We start from the raw sequence: 21,775 nt of genomic DNA on the forward strand, positions 1-21,775 counted from the left end.
TGGTTAGCGCCAGGTTTTGTATAATAAGAAGGCAGGACTGATGAAGGAGGTTTTGAAACATGGCAAAATTAGATGAAACATTGACCATGCTGAAAGATTTAACAGATGCAAAAGGCATACCGGGCAATGAGAGAGAAGTAAGGCAAGTGATGAAATCATACATAGAACCATTTGCTGATGAGGTGACAACAGATCGGCTGGGCAGTTTAATTGCCAAAAAAACAGGTGCGCAAAACGGCCCGAAAATTATGATCGCCGGGCATTTGGACGAAGTCGGCTTTATGGTGACACAAATCACCGATAAAGGCTTTATCCGTTTTCAAACCGTTGGCGGCTGGTGGGCTCAGGTTATGCTGGCCCAGCGTGTCACCATCGTGACAAAAAAAGGCGAAATTACAGGGGTAATCGGCTCCAAGCCGCCGCATATTTTATCTCCTGAAGCGAGAAAAAAATCAGTGGAAATAAAAGACATGTTTATTGATATTGGAGCTTCAAGCCGAGAAGAAGCCTTGGAATGGGGTGTAATCCCGGGAGATATGATCGTACCTCATTTTGAATTTACGGTCATGAACAATGAAAAATTCTTACTGGCGAAGGCCTGGGACAACCGTATCGGCTGTGCGATTGCAATTGATGTGTTAAGAAACTTACAAAATACAGATCATCCAAACATTGTGTATGGCGTCGGAACCGTGCAGGAGGAAGTTGGCCTGAGGGGAGCGAAAACGGCTGCGCATACCATTCAGCCTGATCTTGCGTTTGGTGTTGATGTAGGAATAGCAGGAGACACGCCTGGCATTTCCGAGAAGGAAGCGCAAAGCAAAATGGGCAAAGGCCCGCAGATTATCGTTTACGATGCATCCATGGTCTCTCACAAAGGCTTGCGCGATGTAGTTGTCTCCACCGCAGAGGAAGCAGGCATTCCGTACCAGTTTGATGCCATTGCCGGCGGCGGAACAGATTCGGGAGCTATCCATTTGACGGCAAATGGCGTTCCTGCGCTCTCCATTACCATTGCAACCCGCTACATTCATACTCACGCGGCCATGCTGCACCGTGACGATTATGAAAACGCTGTAAAATTAATTACAGAAGTCATTAAGAAGTTAGACCGGCAAACGGTTGATGAGATTACGTACCAATAAAGATACGGAGGAATCCGCCTGTTGAGGCGGGTTCTGTTTTTTTGTCTGTACAAATTGTGGCAGAGTGACTACAATAAAGAAGATACCGAAAATTTCCTGAACTAGATGATATACGATACGCAGCTCATTTGTAAGGAAGGGAGGATCAAACAATATTATTTGTAAGCGCTTTCTAATTTAAAGGAGGTTGGAAAATGTTGAAAAATAAAAAAACATGGAAACGTTTCTTTCACTTATCTAGTGCCGCTCTGGCTGCAGGTTTGATATTCACTTCTGCTGCTCCCGCAGAGGCCGCATTTTGGGGTGCATCTAACGAGCTGCTTCACGACCCGACTATGATCAAAGAGGGGAGCTCATGGTATGCGTTAGGAACAGGGCTTAATGAAGAACGGGGACTGCGGGTTTTGAAGTCTTCGGATGCTAAAAACTGGACCGTCCAAAAATCTATTTTCAGCACACCGCTATCGTGGTGGTCCAATTATGTGCCGAATTACGAGAAAAACCAGTGGGCGCCGGATATCCAATACTATAACGGAAAGTACTGGCTGTATTATTCAGTTTCCTCTTTTGGAAACAATACATCTGCCATCGGACTGGCATCCTCAACGAGCATCAGTTCGGGGAACTGGAAAGACGAAGGCTTGGTCATCCGTTCGACAAGCTCCAATAATTATAACGCGATTGATCCGGAGTTGACATTTGACAAGGATGGCAACCCGTGGCTTGCATTCGGCTCGTTTTGGAGCGGAATTAAGCTGACAAAGCTTGATAAAAGTACGATGAAGCCTACAGGCTCGCTCTATTCGATTGCAGCCAGGCCGAATAATAACGGGGCGCTGGAAGCTCCTACTCTTACGTATCAAAATGGCTATTACTATTTAATGGTTTCATTTGATAAATGTTGTAACGGGGTAAACAGTACGTACAAAATTGCTTATGGAAGATCTAAAAGCATTACAGGGCCTTATCTTGATAAAAGCGGGAAAAGCATGCTTGATGGCGGGGGCACCATTTTGGATTCCGGCAACGACCAATGGAAAGGCCCTGGCGGTCAGGATATTGTAAACGGAAACATTCTTGTTCGTCATGCCTATGACGCCAATGACAACGGCACTCCGAAGCTTCTCATCAATGATTTGAATTGGAGTTCGGGCTGGCCGTCCTATTAAACGAAAAAGCCGGGAGATCTGTCCCCGGCTTTTTTTAAAAGAAAAGATTGACAGTCTAATAGTCAATTACTATAATAAAGTTGTTCGTACAAATTAATAGATATCAATTAATTTATTGTCATTAGTACGTATCTTTTGTTATGTTTGAAAGCGTTTTATTTTATAGGGAAAGGGGCAGTTTACATGCTTCAGACAAAGGATTATGAATTCTGGTTTGTAACAGGAAGCCAGCACCTATACGGGGAAGAGACGCTGGAACTGGTGGATCAGCATGCGAAAAGCATTTGTGAGGGGCTCAGCGGGGTTTCTTCCAGATATAAAATTACGCATAAGCCCGTCGTCACTTCATCCGAAACCATCAGACAGCTCTTAAGAGAAGCGGAGTACAGTGAGACATGCGCCGGCATCATTACCTGGATGCACACATTTTCTCCCGCAAAAATGTGGATAGAAGGCCTTTCTTCTTATCAAAAACCGCTTATGCATCTGCATACTCAATATAATCGCGATATTCCGTGGGGTACGATTGACATGGATTTTATGAACAGCAACCAATCCGCACACGGCGATCGTGAGTATGGTTACATCAACTCGAGAATGGGGCTGAGCCGAAAAATCGTTGCCGGCTATTGGGATGATGAAGAAGTGAAGAAAGAAATATCCCAGTGGATGGATACGGCGGCTGCATTAAATGAAAGCAGACACATTAAGGTAGCCAGATTCGGAGATAACATGCGTCACGTCGCGGTAACAGACGGAGACAAGGTAGGGGCGCATATTCAATTTGGCTGGCAAGTTGACGGATATGGCATCGGAGACCTTGTTGAAGTGATGAACCGAATTACGGACGACGAGGTTGACACGCTTTATGCGGAGTATGACAGGCTTTATGCCATCAGCGAGGAAACAAAACGCGACGAAGCAAAGGTAGCGTCGATTAAAGAACAGGCGAAAATTGAACTTGGCTTAACCGCTTTTCTTGAACAAGGCGGATACTCAGCTTTTACGACATCGTTTGAAGTGCTGCACGGAATGAAACAGCTGCCGGGACTTGCCGTTCAGCGCTTGATGGAGAAAGGCTACGGGTTCGCAGGTGAAGGAGATTGGAAGACAGCGGCTCTTGTACGGATGATGAAAATCATGGCTCAAGGAAAAAGAACGTCCTTCATGGAAGATTATACGTATCATTTTGAACCGGGAAATGAAATGATTCTGGGCTCGCACATGCTTGAAGTGTGTCCGACTGTCGCTTTGGATCAGCCGAAAATTGAGGTTCATCCGCTTTCTATCGGCGGAAAAGAGGACCCTGCACGTTTTGTATTTAATGGCATCAGCGGTTCAGCCATTCAAGCAAGCCTTGTTGATATTGGTGGGCGTTTCCGTCTTGTTTTGAATGAAGTCAACGGACAGGAAATTGAAAAAGACATGCCGAATCTGCCGGTGGCCCGTGTTCTCTGGAAGCCGGAGCCGTCATTGAAAACAGCGGCGGAGGCATGGATTTTAGCCGGCGGCGCACACCACACCTGCTTGTCTTATGAACTGACAGTGGAGCAAATGCTCGATTGGGCGGAAATGGCGGGCATCGAAAGTGTTCTCATTTCCCGTGATACGACAATTCACAAGCTGAAACACGAATTAAAATGGAACGAGGCGCTTTACCGGCTTCAAAAGTAGAGAGGGGGATGTCACTTGGCTTACACAATAGGGGTTGATTTTGGAACTTTATCAGGAAGAGCGGTGCTCGTTCATGTCGAAACAGGGGAGGAACTGGCGTCTGCTGTGAAAGAATACAGGCATGCGGTCATTGATACCGTGCTTCCAAAAACGGGTCATAAGCTGCCGCGGGACTGGGCGCTGCAGGATCCGGCTGATTACCTTGAAGTCTTGGAAACAACCATTCCGTCTTTACTCGAACAGACGGACGTTGAACCGAAAGACATTATCGGGATCGGTATTGATTTTACGGCATGTACGATCCTGCCAGTTGACAGTACAGGGCAGCCGTTATGCATGCTGCCGGAATATGAAGAGGAGCCGCACAGCTATGTGAAGCTCTGGAAGCATCATGCGGCCCAAAAGCATGCTGATCGGCTCAATCAAATCGCGGAAGAAGAAGGAGAAGCTTTTTTACAGCGGTACGGTGGAAAAATTTCATCAGAATGGATGATTCCGAAGGTCATGCAGATTGCCGAAGAAGCGCCTCACATTTATGAAGCGGCTGACCGGATTATCGAGGCTGCAGACTGGATCGTGTACCAGCTGTGCGGCTCGCTTAAGCGAAGCAACTGTACTGCAGGGTATAAAGCAATTTGGAGTGAAAAAGCGGGATATCCGTCAGAAGATTTCTTTGGCAAATTAAATCCTTTAATGAAAACGATTACAAATGACAAATTAGCGGGTTCTATTCATTCAGTAGGGGAAAAAGCCGGCGGACTGACTGAAAAAATGGCACAGCTTACAGGCCTTCTTCCGGGTACGGCTGTTGCGGTTGCCAATGTTGATGCTCATGTTTCCGTGCCAGCGGTCGGCATCACAGAGCCAGGAAAAATGCTGATGATTATGGGAACTTCAACGTGCCATGTTCTTCTGGGCGATGAGGTACAAATCGTGCCGGGTATGTGCGGAGTCGTGGACAACGGAATTCTCCCGGGCTACGCGGGATATGAAGCCGGGCAGTCCTGTGTCGGCGATCATTTTGACTGGTTTGTTAAAACATGTGTCCCGCAAGCGTATCGAGAGGAAGCAGAGGAAAAAAACATTGGCGTTCATGAGCTGCTGAGTGAGAAGGCAAATCTTCAAGCGCCGGGTGAAAGCGGCCTGCTTGCTTTAGATTGGTGGAATGGAAACCGTTCAACCCTTGTTGATGCTGATTTAACTGGGATGCTGCTTGGCATGACGCTGCTGACGAAGCCTGAAGAGATTTATAGAGCATTAGTTGAAGCGACAGCTTACGGAACCCGGATGATTATCGAAACGTTCAAAGAAAGCGGGGTTCCGATTGAGGAGCTGTACGCAGCCGGTGGAATTGCAGAGAAAAACCCGTTTGTCATGCAGATTTATGCTGATGTGACAAACATGGACATTAAAATCTCTGGTTCCCCGCAAGCCCCTGCCTTAGGATCTGCCATTTTCGGCGCGCTTGCCGCCGGTAAAGAAAACGGCGGATACGACGACATCAAAGAGGCGGCGGCGCACATGGGAAAACTGAAAGATATATCTTATACGCCGAACGCCGAAAACGCCGCGGTGTATGAAAAATTGTACGCTGAATATAAAGAGCTGGTTCACTATTTTGGTAAAGAAAACCATGTCATGAAACGTCTGAAAACAATTAAAAATTTTCAATTTTCATCTGCCGTCAAAAAGAATTCATAAAGGGTGATGGAGCATGCTTGAAACATTAAAAAAAGAAGTGCTGGCTGCCAACCTGAAGCTTCAAGAGCATCAGCTGGTAACCTTTACGTGGGGAAATGTCAGCGGTATTGACCGTGAAAAAGAAAGAATTGTCATCAAACCAAGCGGAGTCGAATACAGCGACCTGACAGCTGATGACTTGGTTGTTTTGAATCTTGAAGGAGAGGTCGTCGAAGGCTCGCTCAAGCCTTCATCAGATACACCTACTCATGTTTATTTGTACAAAGCCTTTCCGAACATCGGGGGAATTGTCCATACCCATTCCCAATGGGCGACAAGCTGGGCGCAATCGGGCAGAGACATACCGCCTTTAGGCACGACCCATGCTGATTACTTTGACAGTGCGATTCCGTGTACAAGAGAAATGTACGATGAAGAAATCATTCATGACTACGAACTGAATACAGGGAAAGTCATAGCGGAAACTTTTCAGCATCATAACTACGAACAGGTTCCGGGTGTGCTTGTGAATAATCACGGCCCGTTCTGCTGGGGCACGGACGCCTTAAATGCCATTCATAACGCCGTTGTATTAGAAACGGTTGCGGAAATGGCCTATCACTCCATTATGTTGAACAAGGATGTAAATCCAATTAATACAGTCCTTCATGAAAAGCATTTTTATCGAAAACACGGAGCAAATGCGTATTATGGCCAGTCATGATTCCGCTGTGTCACCGGCCGGCATTCTGATTGACTTGGACGGTACTGTATTCAGAGGAAATGAATTGATTGAAGGGGCAAGGGAAGCGATCAATACACTCCGAGAAATGGGGAAGAAAATCGTCTTTTTGAGCAATCGGGGGAATATCTCCCGTGCCATGTGCAGAAAAAAACTTCTCGGCGCGGGGATAGAGGCGGATGTAAGCGATATTGTTCTGTCTTCAAGTGTCACAGCAGCTTTTCTGAAAAACCATTATCGTTTTGCAAAGGTGTGGGTGCTTGGAGAACAAGGCTTGGTTGACGAGCTGAGGCTGGCCGGCGTGCAGCACGCGAACGAACCGAAGGAAGCGGATTGGCTCGTGATCTCCCTTCATGAAACGCTCACGTACAAAGATTTAAATCAAGCCTTTCAAGCGGCCGCAGGCGGAGCTCGTATCATTGCTACGAACAAAGACCGCTCTTTTCCAAATGAAGACGGCAATGCCATCGATGTGGCCGGAATGATTGGGGCGATAGAGGCTTCCGCTCAAGCGAAAACGGAGTTTGTTGTCGGAAAGCCGTCATGGCTGATGGCGGAGGCTGCATGTACAGCAATGGGGCTGTCCGCACATGAATGCATGATTATCGGAGACAGCATTGAATCAGACATTGCGATGGGGAAGCTTTATGGCATGAAAAGCGCCTTAGTGCTTACTGGTTCTGCGAAACCGGGTGAAAAGCGTGTGTACACACCGGATTATGTGCTGGAGTCTATTAAGGATGTAACCAAATTAGCTGAGGAGGGGATTCTGTTATGAATCGTATCGCAGCTGACGTTCAGCGTGCTTTTGAACAAGCCGGAGAAAAGACGTTTCCTATCGAAATGGAAGAAATTGCTCTCGAAAAACAAGCAGCTGATTCGCTTTTAGAGTATGTAAAAAGAAAAAAACACAAACAGGTCGTCCTAGTCTGTGACTCGAATACACATCGCATTGCAGGAATTGATTTGGAAGACCGTTTGAATCAAGAAGGATTCCAGGCCGAGTGCCTAATCATTCCGGAAAATGAAGCCGGGGATGTGACGGCTGATGAACGGTCTCTCATTCATGTACTGATCCATATGAAAAAAACAACGGATGTCATGATCGCAGTCGGTTCGGGCACGATTCATGATATTGTGCGCTTCTCAGCGTTTCAGAGGGATTTGCCGTTTATTTCTTATCCGACTGCTCCATCTGTAGACGGATTTACATCAGCCGGGGCACCGCTTATTTTATACGGTACGAAGACAACCATCCAAACGAAGGCGCCGTCCGCGCTGTTCGCTGATCTGGATCTATTAAAAGCAGCACCCCAGTTAATGGTGGCGGCTGGATTTGGCGACATGCTCGGTAAAATCACGTCTTTAGCTGATTGGGAGATATCCCGCCATCTTGCCGGCGAGCCTTATTCGCCAGCAGGGGCTAAGATCGTTCAGGAGGCACTTGATGCCTGTATCGAACACACAGAAGACATTGCGATGAAAACGGAAACAGGCATACAGGTTTTAATGGAATCTTTAATTGTGTCGGGGCTTGTCATGCTGGCTTTAGATCATTCCCGCCCGGCATCAGGGGGAGAGCATCATATTTCCCATTGGATTGAGATGGAATTAATGGAGAAAAACCGGCCTCAGATTCTCCATGGGGCAAAGGTGGGCTGTGCCGCTGTGTTATTAACTGACACATACAGAAAGCTCGCCCAGGATGACGGGCTGAACGAATTTTCTCCGCGCCAGCGGCAAGCCATTCAATCGGCTTATGAAACGCTCCCAGAAGGAGAAGTATTGGCCAATTGGCTGAGATCAGCCGGAGGCCCTGCGTTTTTTGACGAAATCGGTGTCGGACAGGATTCCGTCAAGAATGCCTTCAGACACGCGCACACCTTAAGAGACCGCTGCACCGGATTAAGAATCATCAATGAAAACAAAACGCTGATCAATCATGGTCTATATGAATAGCCCGCACCTTGAATGGAAGGGGTAACGCAAATGAAAAAAATGACTGCCTGTTTTCTTGTGCTCATGATGCTGCTGACATTATGCATTGCTGGGTGTTCAGCAGAAAGATCATCCGGAAAATCGGGTGAAACCGAACTGACCTTTTGGACATTTAACGGACTTCATGAGCAGTTTTATGTGGAAATGGTGAAGGAATGGAACAAAAAATATCCTGACCGCAAAATTAAACTGAATACGGTCGTTTATCCATATGGGCAAATGCACGATAATTTGTCTATCTCCTTAATCGCGGGAGAAGGCGTCCCTGATATTGCCGATGTCGAATTGGCTCGTTTTTCAAACTTTTTGAAGGGCTCTGATATCCCGCTTGCCGACTTGACTCCGCTGATTGAAAAGGACCGAGATAAATTCGTTGAGGCACGGCTTACCCTGTACAGCAAAAACGGCAAGCTTTACGGGCTGGATACGCATGTAGGGACGACAGTGATGTTTTATAACATGGATGTGATGAAAAAAGCCGGCGTCGATCCTGATGATATTAAAACATGGGATGATTACCATAAAGCCGGGCAGAAAGTGCGCAAAGTAACCGGAAAGCCGATGGGAACGGTGGAAACAAATGATTCCGGAACGTTCTTATCCATGATTTCACAGCAAAACTCAGGCTATTTTGATAAAAATGGCAAGCTGATCCTCAATAATGACACCAATGTAAAAACACTTCAATATTTAAAGGACATGATTAATGATAAAACGATGATTGCCGCACCAGGCGGCGGGCATCATAGTGAAGAATATTACGGCTTTATGAACCAAGGCGGAGCAGCGTCGGTTCTGATGCCGATTTGGTATATGGGAAGATTCATAGATTATATGCCTGACCTGAAAGGGAAGATTGCCATCCGGCCGCTCCCGGCATGGAAAGAAGGAGGCGACCGTTCGGCAGGTTTGGGCGGTACGGCAACTGTTGTACCGAAGCAATCCAAGCATGTTGAGTTAGCAAAAGAGTTTTTGGCCTTTGCGAAGGGTTCTAAAGAAGGGAACAAAAAGCTTTGGAGCGTACTCGGGTTTGACCCGCTTCGCTGGGATGTCTGGAGCTCCAACGAATTGAAAGAGAAAAACAAATACACGGAATACTTCCAAAACGGAACAGGTATTTTTTCTATGCTGCTCGATATCAAGGATGAAATCAATCCGATATATTTACATGAGGATTTTGCCAAGGCTTCAGACCTTGTCAACAGAAGTGTATTGTTCGACGCACTTAAATCTCAGCAAAAAACGCCTAAACAAGCCTTGGACAGAGCGGCAGGTGAACTGAAACAGAAATAGAATCCCATTCAAAAAGTGAAAGCGGGGAGGTTCTCATGAAACCTGTGAAAACGGGAACGGTTCATCCCGTTCCTTCAGCTGAGAAACAATCAGGCTGGCGAGATTTATTTTATTCGAAAAAAGCGGCGCCCTATCTGTTTACTGCGCCATTCGTTTTATCCTTTCTCGTATTCTTTCTATACCCCATCATTAGTGTCTTCATCATGAGCTTTCAAAGAATTTTGCCGGGAGAGGTGTCGTTTGTCGGATTGTCTAATTATACAGCACTAAACAACCCGACGTTCTATACAGCCCTTTGGAATACGCTGGAATACACCTTTTGGACGCTGATTGTGCTGATTCCTGTTCCTTTGCTTCTGGCCATATTCCTGAATTCAAAGCTGGTCAAATTCAGAAATATATTCAAATCAGCGCTATTCATTCCGGCACTGACTTCTACAATTGTGGCGGGGATCATTTTTCGGCTGATCTTCGGAGAAATGGAAACATCGCTGGCCAATTCCATCTTACTTAAACTAGGCTTTTCACCTCAGAACTGGATGAACAATGAGCATACCGGCATGTTTTTAATGGTGCTGCTTGCTTCGTGGAGATGGATGGGAATCAACATCCTTTACTTTTTGGCCGGTTTGCAAAATGTGCCGAAAGAGCTGTACGAAGCCGCCGATATTGACGGCGCGAATACGATGAAAAAATTCCGGCACATTACGCTGCCGTTTCTCAAGCCAGTAACCGTATATGTGCTGACCATCAGCATCATCGGCGGATTCAGGATGTTTGAGGAAAGCTACGTCCTTTGGCAAAATAATTCCCCGGGTAATATCGGTCTGACGCTTGTCGGATATTTGTATCAGCAGGGGCTTGCCTACAACGAAATGGGATACGGAGCGGCCATCGGCATTGTGCTTTTGATTGTGATACTTGTTGTCAGCCTGATTTCATTAAAGCTGTCAGGCTCGTTTAAGGGGGAGGGATAAATGTTGCGGCACAGTCCTCAGTTTAGCGTTTACAGAATCGCACTAACCCTGTTTTTTATTATGCTGAGCCTATTGTATATTTTTCCGATTTTCTGTTTGCTTTTAGGATCATTAAAGCCGTCATCTGAGCTTTTGCGTGTGGGGCTGAATCTTGATATTGATCCAAAAGTGATGAGTTTTGATAACTACACATTTCTGTTTAATGGCGGCAGCATTTATTTCAAATGGTTTTTTAACAGTCTTGTGCTCGGACTTTTTACAACCGTGCTCACTCTGTTTTTTTCTTCGATGATCGGGTACGGGCTTGCGGTTTATGATTTTAAGGGCAGAAATATCATCTTTGTTCTTGTGCTGATTATTATGATGGTTCCGCTGGAAGTGATGATGCTTCCGTTGTTTAAGCTTACCGTCGGATTGCATTTGATTGATTCGTATACGGGTGTCATATTGCCGTTCATCGTTTCGCCTGTTGCTGTTTTCTTTTTCAGGCAGTATGCGCTTGGTTTGCCAAGAGATCTGCTGGACTCTGCAAGAATGGACGGCTGTACGGAATTCGGCATCTTTTTCAGGATTATGGCACCGCTGATGAAACCGGCTTTCGGCGCGATGATTATCCTCCAGTCCTTAAACAGCTGGAACAACTTCTTATGGCCGCTGATTGTGCTTCGTTCGAAAGAAATGTTTACGCTTCCAATTGGGCTGTCCAGCTTGCTGAGCCCTTACGGAAACAACTATGACATGCTCATATCCGGCTCAGTATTTGCGATTTTGCCGGTGATTATCATTTTCTTGTTTTTCCAAAAGTACTTTATCTCCGGCCTGACAGTAGGCGGAGTCAAAGGTTAAAAAGGGAGGAAACGTGTGATGAAAAAAGCGCGAATGATTGTAGACAAAGAATATAAAATCGGTGAAGTAGACAAACGGATTTATGGATCGTTTATCGAACATATGGGGCGTGCGGTATATGAAGGCATATATGAGCCAGATCACCCTGAAGCGGATGAAGACGGGTTTAGAAAGGATGTCCAGTCGCTGATCAAAGAATTGCAGGTTCCGATCATCCGCTATCCGGGCGGAAACTTTTTATCCGGATACAACTGGGAGGACGGTGTCGGTCCTGTAGAAAACCGCCCAAGACGGCTTGACTTGGCATGGCAAACGACAGAAACCAATGAAGTGGGAACAAATGAATTTTTATCTTGGGCAAAAAAGGTCAACACTGAAGTCAACATGGCCGTCAACCTTGGTACTAGAGGCATAGATGCTGCCCGCAATCTCGTTGAATACTGCAACCACCCGAAAGGCTCGTACTGGAGTGATTTAAGAAGATCACATGGCTATGAACAGCCATACGGCATCAAGACATGGTGCCTGGGTAACGAAATGGATGGCCCGTGGCAGATCGGCCACAAAACAGCTGACGAATACGGACGGCTTGCCGCGGAGACGGCAAAGGTCATGAAATGGGTTGACCCATCAATTGAACTTGTTGCCTGCGGCAGCTCAAACAGCGGCATGCCGACCTTTATCGATTGGGAAGCAAAGGTACTGGAGCATACGTACGAGCATGTCGACTATATTTCTCTCCATACGTATTACGGAAACCGGGATAACAATCTGCCAAACTACTTGGCCCGTTCCATGGATCTGGATCATTTTATCAAATCCGTCGCTGCAACCTGTGACTATGTAAAAGCAAAAACACGCAGCAAGAAAACAATCAATCTCTCTCTGGATGAATGGAACGTTTGGTACCACTCAAATGAGGCTGATAAAAAAGTAGAACCGTGGATTACTGCGCGGCCAATTTTAGAGGATATTTATAATTTTGAAGATGCCTTATTGGTCGGCTCTCTGCTCATTACAATGCTTCAGCACGCAGACCGTGTGAAAATCGCGTGTCTTGCACAGCTTGTAAATGTCATCGCGCCGATCATGACGGAAAAAGGTGGAGAAGCGTGGAGACAGCCGATTTTCTATCCATACATGCATGCTTCTGTTTACGGAAGAGGCGAGTCGCTGAAACCGCTTATTTCTTCTCCGAAGTATGACTGCTCAGATTTTACTGATGTGCCTTATGTTGATGCCGCTGTTGTGTACTCCGAAGAGGAAGAAACACTCACCATTTTTGCGGTAAACAAAGCTGAGGATCAGATGGAGACGGAGATTTCGCTCAGAGGCTTTGAATCCTATCAAATCGCAGAGCACATCGTACTCGAGCATCAGGATATTAAAGCGACAAACCAGCATAACAGAAAAAATGTCGTCCCGCATTCCAACGGAACATCGTCTGTCAGCGAAAACGGCCTAACCGCGCATTTCACGCCGCTTTCCTGGAATGTGATCCGCTTGAAAAAACAGTCATAAAGCGAAACAAAACCGGAGAGCTCTCTCCGGTTTTTCTTTTTTTTCTTAGTAGATATGGTTCAGTACCTTGTAATGTTCAGTAGTGGATGTTACCATATAGATAAGTGATGGGAAAAATAAACAAAATTGACCAGCCGCAGGGAGGATCTTATGATGAATGCTCAATTCAAAAAGGGAGCATTAGAGCTATGTGTACTTGTATTAATATCCGAAAAAGACCAATACGGATATGAGCTTTCTCAAAACATTTCCAGGCACATGGCGATTGCTGAAGGCACCTTATATCCTCTTCTCAGAAGACTGACGAAAGAAGAGTATTTAGAAACATATATGGCGCCGTCTTCCGAAGGGCCTGCCAGAAAATATTACACGATGTCAAAGCTTGGTTTCATGCGAATGAAACTGCTGCTGGCAGAATGGGATCAATTCACAGCATCTGTCAATCAAATCATTGATGCGGCAAGGGGAGGAGAACGATGAATCAAGAACAGTTTTTACAGGAGTTAAGTAAAGCGTTAAAGCCGCTTTCTGAAGAAGAACGGAATGAGATCTTATTTGATTTTGAAGAACATATTACCGAAGGGGTGAAAGAAGGCAGGCCGGAAGCGAACATCATCAGGGAACTCGGCTCCCCAAAACAAATTGCAAAGGAATTGGTGCCAGATGTGACGGAAACTGCTCCAGCAGTGCAGCGCCCTAAGAAGAACCTCTTTCAGATGGCATGTTCAGCAGCAGCGATAAGCATCTTGAATTTGATTTTTGTGCTGGGACCAGCTCTTGGCATTTTTGGAGTGTACGTGGGTTTCTGTGGGGCTGCGCTTGCACTTTCTGTATCACCAATTATGTTTGTCGGCATGGTGATGTTTCAAATGAATACGCACATGATGCTGGAGTTCTTTTTATCGCTCATGTTTGGCAGTCTGGGACTGCTATCTTGTATAGGGCTGTGGCATTTAGGAAAGCTGCTGTATAGCGTGAGTTTACGATATATCAGATATAATTTAAAGCTGGTGACGGGGGCGCAGACATGAAAAAAATCATAATAGGATTGATCGCAGTATTTGCAGTCGGGGTAATCGGTGCGGTCATCTCTGCAGCTGCCTCGGATTTTACAAAAGAAGAGGTGAAAGCTGCCGAAACATATGATCCTGCAGATATTAAAAAAATTGAGGTAACAACGAGCTCGATGAATGCAGAGGTCAAAAGCGGGCAAACGGATGATATTCAGGTAGCTGCTGAAGGACAAGTCAGTGATAAAAGCAAAAAGCTGTTCGATGTGACCCAAGATGGTAAATCATTAACAATTAATCAAATAGCACGCGAGAATTTCATCTCTTTTATACCGTGGGGCAGCGAAAAGGATATGAAAATCACAATCACGATTCCGGAAAAGAAGTATGATGAGGTAACCGTAACGACAACCTCTGGCGATATTCTGATAGAAAATGCGCAAACGGATCAATCAGCTGCTGACTCTACATCAGGAAATATTGAGCTGAAGCATACACGCATCGAAAACGAGCTGACGCTAAAAACAACGAGCGGAGATGTTCAAACTGATCAAAATTCATTCGGCCAAGGTGAGGTAAAGACAACAAGCGGATCAATAAAAAGCAGCCACACAACAGCTGAAAAGGTGAACTATAAGACAACTTCCGGGGATATTGATCTTCTCCAGGATCATCAGAACGAAGAGGTCGACATCGTCACTACGAGCGGAAGTGTGTCAGTAGAGTATCAGAAAGAACCTGCATCTTTGGCAGTGGATTTTCAGGCTGACTCAGGTGATACCGAGGTCAATCTCGACCACATCCTGTATAAAGAAAAATCAGAGCACCGTATTGTAGGTTATGTAGGTGATAGCCCCTCTAACCGTTTAAAAGTTCGCACAACCTCTGGAGACATTGAACTAAACTAACTGCCTCAAGCCGGCCCATTCCAGCCGGCTTTTTTGTATAGGAAAAAATGACCGCTTTTCACCATGAAATTGTGATATATTTATGAAAAACAGCAAAGGGGATGGGAGAAAATGAATGCGGTTACAATTGTGATAGCGTCAATGTGCATTTTGGCTATCGCCTATCGTTTATACGGAACATTTATGATGGTGAAGGTTCTCAAAGTGAATGATGACAAGCCGACGCCTGCTCACACGCTTGAGGATGGAAAAGATTATGTGCCTACAAATAAATGGGTTTCGTTCGGCCATCATTTTGCGGCAATCGCAGCGGCTGGGCCGTTGGTCGGACCGATTCTGGCGGCGCAGTTCGGCTATTTGCCGGGGTTGTTATGGCTGTTAATCGGGGCGGTAATAGGGGGAGCCGTCCATGATATTGTTGTGCTGTTTGCCTCGATGCGCAAAAATGGAAAATCGCTGTCAGAAGTAGCGAAGGACGAGCTCGGCCCTGTTGCCGGCTTTTGCACGGGACTGTCCATGCTGTTTATTATCACGATTACGATGGCGGGCCTGTCGATGGTTGTGCTGCACGCGCTTGAACGCAATCCATGGGGAACATTTGCGGTAGGGATTACGATTCCGATTGCGATGGGCGTGGGCTTATTTTATAAGAAAACAGGAAATTTAAAGCTTGCGTCAACGATCGGCTTTCTCTTTTTAATGGCAGGAGTTTTTATCGGCCCATGGGTGCAGACTACCGCGCTCGGTGACTTTTTAACGCTAGATACGAAAACGCTTGCAATAGCGCTCCCAGTTTATGCGTTCTTTGCAGCGGCGCTTCCCGTTTGGCTGCTGCTCGCACCGCGTGATTATTTAAGCAGCTTTATGAAAATCGGTGTTTTTATCGCTTTGATTGCAGGAGTGTTTGTGGTCAATCCATCCATCCCGTTTCCTGCGTTTACAGAATTCGTAAAAGGCGGCGGACCGGTGCTGGCAGGGCCTGTTTGGCCGTTCATTTCAATAACCATCGCCTGCGGTGCGATCTCGGGATTCCATGCCTTTGTCGGTTCAGGTACGACGCCGAAAATGCTGAATAAATGGAGTGATATGAAGCCGGTTGCGTTTGGTGCAATGCTTGTCGAGTGTCTTGTCGGCATCATGGCGCTGATTGCAGCGACCGCCTTGCAGCCTGCTGATTACTTTGCGATTAACAGTACGCCTGAGGTTTTCCGCACGCTCGGTATGGATGTCGTCCATTTGCCTGAATTGAGCAGGGAAATCGGTTTGGACCTAGAAGGAAGAACAGGGGGAGCCGTTACGCTTGCGGTGGGAATGACTTATATTTTTACGGAAATGCCGTTTTTCAGCCATTTGGCCTCATATTTTTTCCAATTTGTCATTATGTTTGAAGCTGTATTTATTTTAACAGCGATTGACGCAGGGACACGTGTTGCCCGTTATTTGATCCAGGATTTCTTTGGAGAGGCGTATAAACCGCTGAAGAAAACAGACTGGATTCCGGGATCCGTATTTGCCAGCGCACTTGCCTGCTTTATGTGGGGCTATTTGCTGTATTCAGGGGATATCGGTTCCATTTGGGCGCTGTTTGGCGTGTCCAATCAGCTGATGGCTTCAGTTGGGCTGATTATCGGAGCGACTATAGTGCTGAAAATCGCTGATAAACGCCGTTACATTCTTACCTGCCTCATCCCGCTTGCCTATTTATATGTCACTGTCAATTATGCAGGCTATTGGATGGTCCGTAATGTTTATCTCAATCCTGAAGCAGCAGGCTACAGTGTATTGAATGGCGTATTATCGATCATCATGCTGCTGTTAGGCTTCATTATTATCGTGGCGGCTGTGAAAAAATGGGCGCAGATGTGGAGAGATCCGAGCTTAAGGATGGAAGCTTCTATCCCGGGGTAGAAAGGCTAATGAAAATGTTGAGGAGGATTGGGAATGAATCTATCAATGAAATATCTTATTCTATACGTATCAGACAGCAAGCGGGCCATTCATTTTTATCGGGATATTTTAGGACTGCCGATTCGTGCTGAACATGGAACGTATGTCGAATTTGAAACAGGATCTACGATATTGGCGCTTAATACGCGAGAAAGTGCCAGAGAAATCACGCGGCTAGACATTCCAAATACATCTGCTTCAAACACATTTGAGATCGGATTTGTCACTGCAAACGTAGAAGAGGTTATTAAAAGGGTAAGAGAACAAGGTGTCACGATTATTGGGGAGCCAAAAGTGAAGCCATGGGGGCAGACGGTCGCCTATATTGCTGACCCGGATGGACATTATATTGAAATTTGCAGTCCGATGGAATAAAGAACAAGCCCAAAACAATTTCTGTTTTGGGCTTTCTTATGATGTTTTGTGTCCAGTTGCTTCCAGCAGCAAATCAGCTAGATGAACGGCTTTGACTTTACCGCTTAGTCCCTCGCGCTCAATGCCGAGCTTCATCTGCAGCAGGCAACCTGGATTTGCTGTCACAATGACGATCGCTTCGGTTGCTTTGACGGCAGCCATTTTACTGTCCAGTATTTTCATAGACATTTCAGCTTCCACGATGTTATAAATTCCCGCTGATCCGCAGCAGCTGTCTGCTTTCTCCATTTCTCTGAATTCGGCTCCCTTGATGCTTTGAAGAAGCTGGCGGGGCTCAAGCGACGTATGCATCACATTTCTTAGATGGCATGAATCTTGATAGGTAATGACCTGCGGTGTCTCGAGCGCTAAGTCCATTTGATGAAAATCGAGTTCAACCAAAACGGATGAAAAATCTTTCAGCTTCTGAACAAATGCAGCGGCCCGCTCCGACCACTCGGGGTCATCCTTCAGCAAATGATCATATTCAGTGAGAAAGGCTCCGCATCCTCCTGCGTTTGTAATGACAGCATCCACGTCTAACGCTTCAAAAGCAGCGATATTTTGTTTCGCGAGCTCTTTCCCCGCGTTTTTTTCACCGCTGTGCCCATGCAGTGCCCCACAGCAAGCCTGTTCAGGCGGGATGACAATGTCGCAGCCTGCCAACTGAAGCAGCTTCAGTGTGGCATTGTTGGTCGGTAAAAACATTGTATCCATTAGGCAGCCCGAAAAAAAGGCGACCCGTTTTTTCATGGGGCGAATTGACGGCAGTAAATGCGGCCGATGCTTCATATCTTTACTTTTAGGAACATTAGGTAGAACAGCTTCCATCGTCCGCAAGTGCTCAGGCAGGACGCGAAGCATACCGGTTCTACGCACAGCGGTTTGCAGTCCTGACCGCTGATACAAACCGATAAGGCTTACTGCTGAGCGCATGCGATCTTGATGCGGAAACAGCTCATGAAAAGCCGCCTTTCGCATGACACGTGCGCTGAGCGAGTGTTTTTTATTTTGGTGGATAATATCTCTGGCTTCCTCAAGCAGCTGTCCGTATTTCACGCCTGACGGGCATACAGGTTCACAGGCGCGGCAGCCGAGGCAAAGTGAAAGCGAACGTTCGACATCTTCATCCGGTTCAATCATACCGTCAGCTACGGCTCTCATTAAGGCGATGCGCCCACGCGGAGAGTGAGTTTCCTGAAACCCCGATTCAATATAGGTCGGGCAGGAAGGAAGACAGAAGCCGCAGCGCATACAATTCAAAAGCTCGCCTTCATCCATACGCTCTTTGAACTCATCTTGGATCTGTTTCATTTCTTTATTTGTTGTCATCTTTCCGTCACCACACGTTTTCTGGCGTCTTTCGCAAACACTTTGCCCGGATTTAATATGTTACCGGGATCAAATGCGGCTTTCATCGCTTTCATCGCGGCAATCCCTTCTTTTTTCAGCTTCATCTCCAAGTAGGGCGCTTTCATGGCCCCGACCCCGTGCTCTCCGGTAATCGTGCCGCCAAGTTCAATCGCTTTCTCAAAAATCTCGGCAAAAGCCTGTTCGACACGTTCCATTTCATCCTCATTTCTTATGTCTGTCGTGCATGTCGGGTGAAGGTTTCCATCTCCAGCATGGCCAAAGGTACAAATGGAAATATCATATTTAGCAGCAATAACATTAATCGCTTTAACCATATTGGCGATTTCTGAGCGAGGAACGGTCGCGTCCTCTAAAATGGTTGTCGGCTTGAGGCGGGCAAGGGCAGAAAGTGCAGAACGCCGGGCTTCAGTCAGGGCAAATGCTTCCTCCTCGGTTTGAGCGGTCTGAACGGAAACAGCATCGCCTTTTTTGCAGATCGCCTCAATCTTTTCCATATCCCGTGCAACGGTTTCAAGCGGCCCGTCTTGCTCAATTAACAGAACGGCCTTTGCGTTTGTCGGAAGTCCGATTTTGGCATAATCCTCAATGACCAAAAGTGTAGGCTGGTCGAGAAATTCCAGCGTGGCGGGTATAATTTTTGCGGCAATAATGTCTGATACTGTTTGGGCAGCTGCGTCGATGTTTTCATAAAGAGCAAGCAGCGTCTTCTTTGTTTCCGGCTTTGGAACGAGTTTGACGATGGCTTCTGTCACGATGCCGAGTGTTCCTTCTGAGCCGACAAAAAGGCGTGTGAGATCGTATCCGGCCACATCCTTTGCGAGTTTTCCGCCGGTGCGGATGATGTCTCCATTTGCGAGCACAATCTCCAGTCCAATAACATAGTCGCGAGTGACGCCGTATTTTAATCCGCGGAGCCCACCGGAATTTTCATTGATGTTTCCGCCTATGGTGGATATTTTCATAGAACTCGGGTCAGGAGGATAAAACAAACCTTTGCTTTCAACTGCGCGGATCATATCCAGCGTAATGACGCCCGGCTGGACTGTGGCGGTCAAATTTTCTTCATCAATCTCAAGAATCCGGTTCATATGCTTAAAGAGAAGAACTAGTCCGCCTTCAGTCGGGCACGTGCCGCCGCACAGGTTTGTCCCTGATCCTCTTGGAACGATCGGCACTTGATGTTCGCTGCAAATTGCTAAAATTCGTGATACTTCATCTGTATTCCTCGGTGCAATCACGGCATCAGGCATAGACTGAAACTGCGGCGTCGCATCATATGAATAGACGAGACGGCCGGCATTGGAGTCATCAAAGTTTTCCGGTCCGACAATTCGGATCAGCTGTTCTTTTACAGTTTTGGTGATCATTTTACCATCCCTCTTTCGAAAAAGCGCTTTCATTCTATTGTAAAAGAATTATAGAAAAGCTTCCATAGAGTAACATACAAAAGAAACTACAACTCTCTCTATTTTGTATCTTGATCTAAAAAATAGAGTGCCATTTATCGTGACAGCCTTAGACGACGTTGGTAAAGCAATATATGCATGTCTTTTGCTGTTTGTTTCAAGGACATATCGTTTATATCGCCAATATTATTAAGTCCGTATACGTCGTGAATCACTATGATAGCCGTCGGCTTTGTTACAGGGAAGTGGCTGAACATGTATCCGACGAAACTGCGGTTATCAATGCCTGCCATTCAGGTTAGAGCGGAACGGGGAACATCGTCCATTCTCAGCGCCGCAGAGGGCCTCAAGCTCATAGCATTTGCCCAGTTGTCCACTAGACGACGGAGTGATAACCGTTAAGCTGCCGTTGAAGCTATTAGCTCAGTTTTATGATGAATGAAAAAGCCTGCAGAGGGAACTGCAGGCTTTATTTTTTAGTTTCTAGCGTACTTTTTTTGGAACATAATCAGGAAAGTCTGTCACAATTCCATCCACGCCAGCTTTTAAAAGCGGAGACACTTCATCACGGGAGCGGACGGTCCAAGGGGTAATTTTCATGCCGAGCGCATGAATCCTCGGCACAAGCGTAGGATCAGCGGTCACATTTTTTAAGTTGGTGTTCACATATTTGGCATAGCCGGAAAATTCCTTGAGTTTTGCATCTGTTAAGTCCGCCGCTTTTGACGTTAAAACACCTGTCGGCATTGATGGAAGCAGCTGATGAATTTTGTAAACAGAGTTAAAATCAAACGATTGCACAATGATTTTTCCGTTTTTAGGCTTATCCATTCTCCGTTCTTTCAATGCTGCTGATACTTTTTCTTCGATTCCCGGATAGCGTGCAGGCTCTTTCAATTCGATCAGCATTCCGATCTTCCCTTTATACCGGTCAAGCACTTCTTCAAATGTCGGAATGCGTTCCCCGGCGAACTGCGGAGCGAAGAAGCTGCCTGCATCAAGCTTGCGCAGCTCGGCGAGCGTCAAATTCTTTACGGCAACCGGCAGCTCTGAGTCAATGTCTGTCGTACGGTTTACGGTCGTATCATGGATGATGACAAGCTCCCCATCCTTGGACATTTGAACATCCAGCTCGATATAATCCGCTTTCATCTGAAGCGCCTTTTCAAAGGCAGCCATCGTGTTTTCAGGCGCATATCCTGAAGCGCCTCTGTGAGCAATGATATCGACTTTTTTAGGCTTGGCCGCCGGCTCTTCTGCCTCCGCATTCGGTGCAAACAGGGCTGATCCGATGGAAATCCCGATCAGTGAAGAGAACATCAATTTTTTTAATACAGCTGACACATCATCCACTCCCCTTTTATTTGCTTTTCTCTTGCCAAATTATAGGTTTGCTCTGTTAAGATTATGTTTCAACAGTCTTTCATTTTCATAAATTTCCTGATAAACAAAAAAGACCCTTTAGCAGAGATCTTTTTTGGATATACCAGCGTGTACATGCAATTTTGTCTATATCTCGGTCCAGCTTTATATTGGCGTCATAAAGCGCTTTTGAAACATAGGCTTGTACTTCGCGTTTTCAGCCTTCGTTTTTGTTTGCCTTATCGCAGGCACTTCAGAAAAACCGGTGAAAGACCAGCAGACAAAAGATTCGCCGCCATTTTTTCATCC

At 46.2% G+C, this 21,775-nt stretch carries 21 protein-coding genes and 1 pseudogene; 18 read left to right on the top strand and 4 right to left on the bottom strand.

The annotated features are described in order from the left end of the window. Positions 1–59 precede the first annotated feature (59 nt). The 17 genes from Q5C82_RS08650 to Q5C82_RS08730 all read left to right on the top strand — a co-directional run bounded on the left by Q5C82_RS08650 (position 60) and on the right by Q5C82_RS08730 (position 17,285). A complete protein-coding gene (locus tag Q5C82_RS08650) occupies positions 60–1,145 on the top strand; it encodes a M42 family metallopeptidase (protein WP_003222426.1) in 1,086 nt (361 codons plus the stop codon). Between the two features lie 197 nt (positions 1,146–1,342). After that, positions 1,343–2,314: an arabinan endo-1,5-alpha-L-arabinosidase AbnA gene (gene abnA / locus Q5C82_RS08655; RefSeq protein WP_032727403.1), complete on the top strand. Its 972-nt coding sequence runs from the start codon at positions 1,343–1,345 to the stop codon at positions 2,312–2,314. Positions 2,315–2,497: 183 nt separating this feature from the next. Next, entirely contained in the window at positions 2,498–3,988 is a 1,491-nt protein-coding gene (araA, locus tag Q5C82_RS08660) for an L-arabinose isomerase (RefSeq protein WP_003222429.1), read from the top strand. A gap of 15 nt (positions 3,989–4,003) precedes the next feature. After that, positions 4,004–5,689, top strand: coding sequence for a ribulokinase (araB, locus tag Q5C82_RS08665; protein ID WP_003222431.1), 1,686 nt, complete (start codon positions 4,004–4,006; stop codon positions 5,687–5,689). A 13-nt stretch (positions 5,690–5,702) separates the two neighbouring features. Further along, a complete protein-coding gene (araD, locus tag Q5C82_RS08670; protein ID WP_003222433.1) occupies positions 5,703–6,392 on the top strand; it encodes an L-ribulose-5-phosphate 4-epimerase in 690 nt (229 codons plus the stop codon). Continuing rightward, entirely contained in the window at positions 6,370–7,188 is an 819-nt protein-coding gene (locus Q5C82_RS08675) for an HAD-IIA family hydrolase (protein WP_079996632.1), read from the top strand. The genes araD and Q5C82_RS08675 overlap by 23 nt, the downstream gene beginning before the upstream one ends. Then, on the top strand, positions 7,185–8,369 hold the full coding sequence (egsA, locus tag Q5C82_RS08680) for a sn-glycerol-1-phosphate dehydrogenase (protein ID WP_003222437.1): 1,185 nt from the start codon (positions 7,185–7,187) through the stop codon (positions 8,367–8,369). The genes Q5C82_RS08675 and egsA overlap by 4 nt, the downstream gene beginning before the upstream one ends. Before the next feature lie 30 nt (positions 8,370–8,399). Continuing rightward, positions 8,400–9,701, top strand: a complete 1,302-nt coding sequence (locus tag Q5C82_RS08685) for an ABC transporter substrate-binding protein (protein ID WP_003222440.1) — start codon at positions 8,400–8,402, stop codon at positions 9,699–9,701. Between the two features lie 35 nt (positions 9,702–9,736). Further along, a complete protein-coding gene (locus Q5C82_RS08690) occupies positions 9,737–10,678 on the top strand; it encodes a carbohydrate ABC transporter permease (protein WP_003222442.1) in 942 nt (313 codons plus the stop codon). Further along, a complete protein-coding gene (araQ, locus tag Q5C82_RS08695) occupies positions 10,679–11,524 on the top strand; it encodes an arabinose ABC transporter permease AraQ (RefSeq protein ID WP_003222443.1) in 846 nt (281 codons plus the stop codon). An 18-nt stretch (positions 11,525–11,542) separates the two neighbouring features. Next, on the top strand, positions 11,543–13,045 hold the full coding sequence (gene abfA, locus Q5C82_RS08700; protein WP_003222445.1) for an alpha-L-arabinofuranosidase AbfA: 1,503 nt from the start codon (positions 11,543–11,545) through the stop codon (positions 13,043–13,045). Positions 13,046–13,198: 153 nt separating this feature from the next. After that, positions 13,199–13,525, top strand: a complete 327-nt coding sequence (locus Q5C82_RS08705; protein WP_003222447.1) for a PadR family transcriptional regulator — start codon at positions 13,199–13,201, stop codon at positions 13,523–13,525. Beyond that, on the top strand, positions 13,522–14,076 hold the full coding sequence (locus tag Q5C82_RS08710; protein WP_003222449.1) for a DUF1700 domain-containing protein: 555 nt from the start codon (positions 13,522–13,524) through the stop codon (positions 14,074–14,076). Before Q5C82_RS08705 ends, Q5C82_RS08710 begins: the two co-directional genes overlap by 4 nt. Further along, positions 14,073–14,963, top strand: coding sequence for a DUF4097 family beta strand repeat-containing protein (locus tag Q5C82_RS08715; protein ID WP_003222451.1), 891 nt, complete (start codon positions 14,073–14,075; stop codon positions 14,961–14,963). Before Q5C82_RS08710 ends, Q5C82_RS08715 begins: the two co-directional genes overlap by 4 nt. Before the next feature lie 111 nt (positions 14,964–15,074). Next, positions 15,075–16,871 carry a carbon starvation protein CstA gene (cstA, locus tag Q5C82_RS08720; RefSeq protein ID WP_003222453.1) on the top strand — a complete coding sequence of 599 codons (1,797 nt, stop codon included), beginning with the start codon at positions 15,075–15,077 and terminating at the stop codon, positions 16,869–16,871. Further along, on the top strand, positions 16,814–17,002 hold the full coding sequence (locus Q5C82_RS08725; RefSeq protein ID WP_079996435.1) for a hypothetical protein: 189 nt from the start codon (positions 16,814–16,816) through the stop codon (positions 17,000–17,002). Before cstA ends, Q5C82_RS08725 begins: the two co-directional genes overlap by 58 nt. Next, a complete protein-coding gene (locus tag Q5C82_RS08730; protein WP_230939516.1) occupies positions 16,917–17,285 on the top strand; it encodes a VOC family protein in 369 nt (122 codons plus the stop codon). The genes Q5C82_RS08725 and Q5C82_RS08730 overlap by 86 nt, the downstream gene beginning before the upstream one ends. 36 nt (positions 17,286–17,321) lie before the next feature. Here the strand turns inward: Q5C82_RS08730 and Q5C82_RS08735 are convergent, their stop codons facing one another. Then, positions 17,322–18,656 carry a (Fe-S)-binding protein gene (locus Q5C82_RS08735; RefSeq protein ID WP_003222458.1) on the bottom strand — a complete coding sequence of 445 codons (1,335 nt, stop codon included), beginning with the start codon at positions 18,654–18,656 and terminating at the stop codon, positions 17,322–17,324. After that, positions 18,653–20,065, bottom strand: a complete 1,413-nt coding sequence (gene glcD, locus Q5C82_RS08740) for a glycolate oxidase subunit GlcD (protein ID WP_003222460.1) — start codon at positions 20,063–20,065, stop codon at positions 18,653–18,655. Before glcD ends, Q5C82_RS08735 begins: the two co-directional genes overlap by 4 nt. Before the next feature lie 294 nt (positions 20,066–20,359). Here glcD and Q5C82_RS08745 point away from each other — a divergent pair, with 294 nt between their 5' ends. Then, positions 20,360–20,506: a hypothetical protein gene (locus Q5C82_RS08745; RefSeq protein WP_003222461.1), complete on the top strand. Its 147-nt coding sequence runs from the start codon at positions 20,360–20,362 to the stop codon at positions 20,504–20,506. Between the two features lie 81 nt (positions 20,507–20,587). Here Q5C82_RS08745 and Q5C82_RS08750 read toward each other — a convergent pair whose 3' ends face one another. Both Q5C82_RS08750 and Q5C82_RS08755 read right to left on the bottom strand, forming a co-directional pair. Continuing rightward, on the bottom strand, positions 20,588–21,448 hold the full coding sequence (locus Q5C82_RS08750; RefSeq protein ID WP_003222463.1) for a glycerophosphodiester phosphodiesterase family protein: 861 nt from the start codon (positions 21,446–21,448) through the stop codon (positions 20,588–20,590). A gap of 145 nt (positions 21,449–21,593) precedes the next feature. Beyond that, positions 21,594–21,698, bottom strand: a pseudogene (locus Q5C82_RS08755) (hypothetical protein); the annotation flags it as partial. Positions 21,699–21,775: the final 77 nt, after the last annotated feature.

Source organism: uncultured Bacillus sp., from assembly GCF_958411575.1.
GTDB classification, from domain to species: domain Bacteria; phylum Bacillota; class Bacilli; order Bacillales; family Bacillaceae; genus Bacillus; species Bacillus spizizenii.

What these genes read in the sequence shown, in the direction of transcription:
- Q5C82_RS08675 (WP_079996632.1), top strand. Translation starts at nt 6,370, where the DNA reads ATGCGTATTATGGCCAGTCATGATTCCGCTGTGTCACCGGCCGGCATT.
- Q5C82_RS08705 (WP_003222447.1), top strand. Translation starts at nt 13,199, where the DNA reads ATGAATGCTCAATTCAAAAAGGGAGCATTAGAGCTATGTGTACTTGTA.
- Q5C82_RS08735 (WP_003222458.1), bottom strand. Translation starts at nt 18,656, where the DNA reads ATGACAACAAATAAAGAAATGAAACAGATCCAAGATGAGTTCAAAGAG.
- glcD (WP_003222460.1), bottom strand. Translation starts at nt 20,065, where the DNA reads ATGATCACCAAAACTGTAAAAGAACAGCTGATCCGAATTGTCGGACCG.
- Q5C82_RS08725 (WP_079996435.1), top strand. Translation starts at nt 16,814, where the DNA reads ATGGGCGCAGATGTGGAGAGATCCGAGCTTAAGGATGGAAGCTTCTAT.
- Q5C82_RS08685 (WP_003222440.1), top strand. Translation starts at nt 8,400, where the DNA reads ATGAAAAAAATGACTGCCTGTTTTCTTGTGCTCATGATGCTGCTGACA.
- araD (WP_003222433.1), top strand. Translation starts at nt 5,703, where the DNA reads ATGCTTGAAACATTAAAAAAAGAAGTGCTGGCTGCCAACCTGAAGCTT.
- Q5C82_RS08730 (WP_230939516.1), top strand. Translation starts at nt 16,917, where the DNA reads ATGAAATATCTTATTCTATACGTATCAGACAGCAAGCGGGCCATTCAT.
- Q5C82_RS08650 (WP_003222426.1), top strand. Translation starts at nt 60, where the DNA reads ATGGCAAAATTAGATGAAACATTGACCATGCTGAAAGATTTAACAGAT.
- araQ (WP_003222443.1), top strand. Translation starts at nt 10,679, where the DNA reads ATGTTGCGGCACAGTCCTCAGTTTAGCGTTTACAGAATCGCACTAACC.
- Q5C82_RS08745 (WP_003222461.1), top strand. Translation starts at nt 20,360, where the DNA reads ATGTATCCGACGAAACTGCGGTTATCAATGCCTGCCATTCAGGTTAGA.
- Q5C82_RS08690 (WP_003222442.1), top strand. Translation starts at nt 9,737, where the DNA reads ATGAAACCTGTGAAAACGGGAACGGTTCATCCCGTTCCTTCAGCTGAG.
- egsA (WP_003222437.1), top strand. Translation starts at nt 7,185, where the DNA reads ATGAATCGTATCGCAGCTGACGTTCAGCGTGCTTTTGAACAAGCCGGA.
- Q5C82_RS08710 (WP_003222449.1), top strand. Translation starts at nt 13,522, where the DNA reads ATGAATCAAGAACAGTTTTTACAGGAGTTAAGTAAAGCGTTAAAGCCG.
- Q5C82_RS08715 (WP_003222451.1), top strand. Translation starts at nt 14,073, where the DNA reads ATGAAAAAAATCATAATAGGATTGATCGCAGTATTTGCAGTCGGGGTA.
- araA (WP_003222429.1), top strand. Translation starts at nt 2,498, where the DNA reads ATGCTTCAGACAAAGGATTATGAATTCTGGTTTGTAACAGGAAGCCAG.
- cstA (WP_003222453.1), top strand. Translation starts at nt 15,075, where the DNA reads ATGAATGCGGTTACAATTGTGATAGCGTCAATGTGCATTTTGGCTATC.
- abfA (WP_003222445.1), top strand. Translation starts at nt 11,543, where the DNA reads ATGAAAAAAGCGCGAATGATTGTAGACAAAGAATATAAAATCGGTGAA.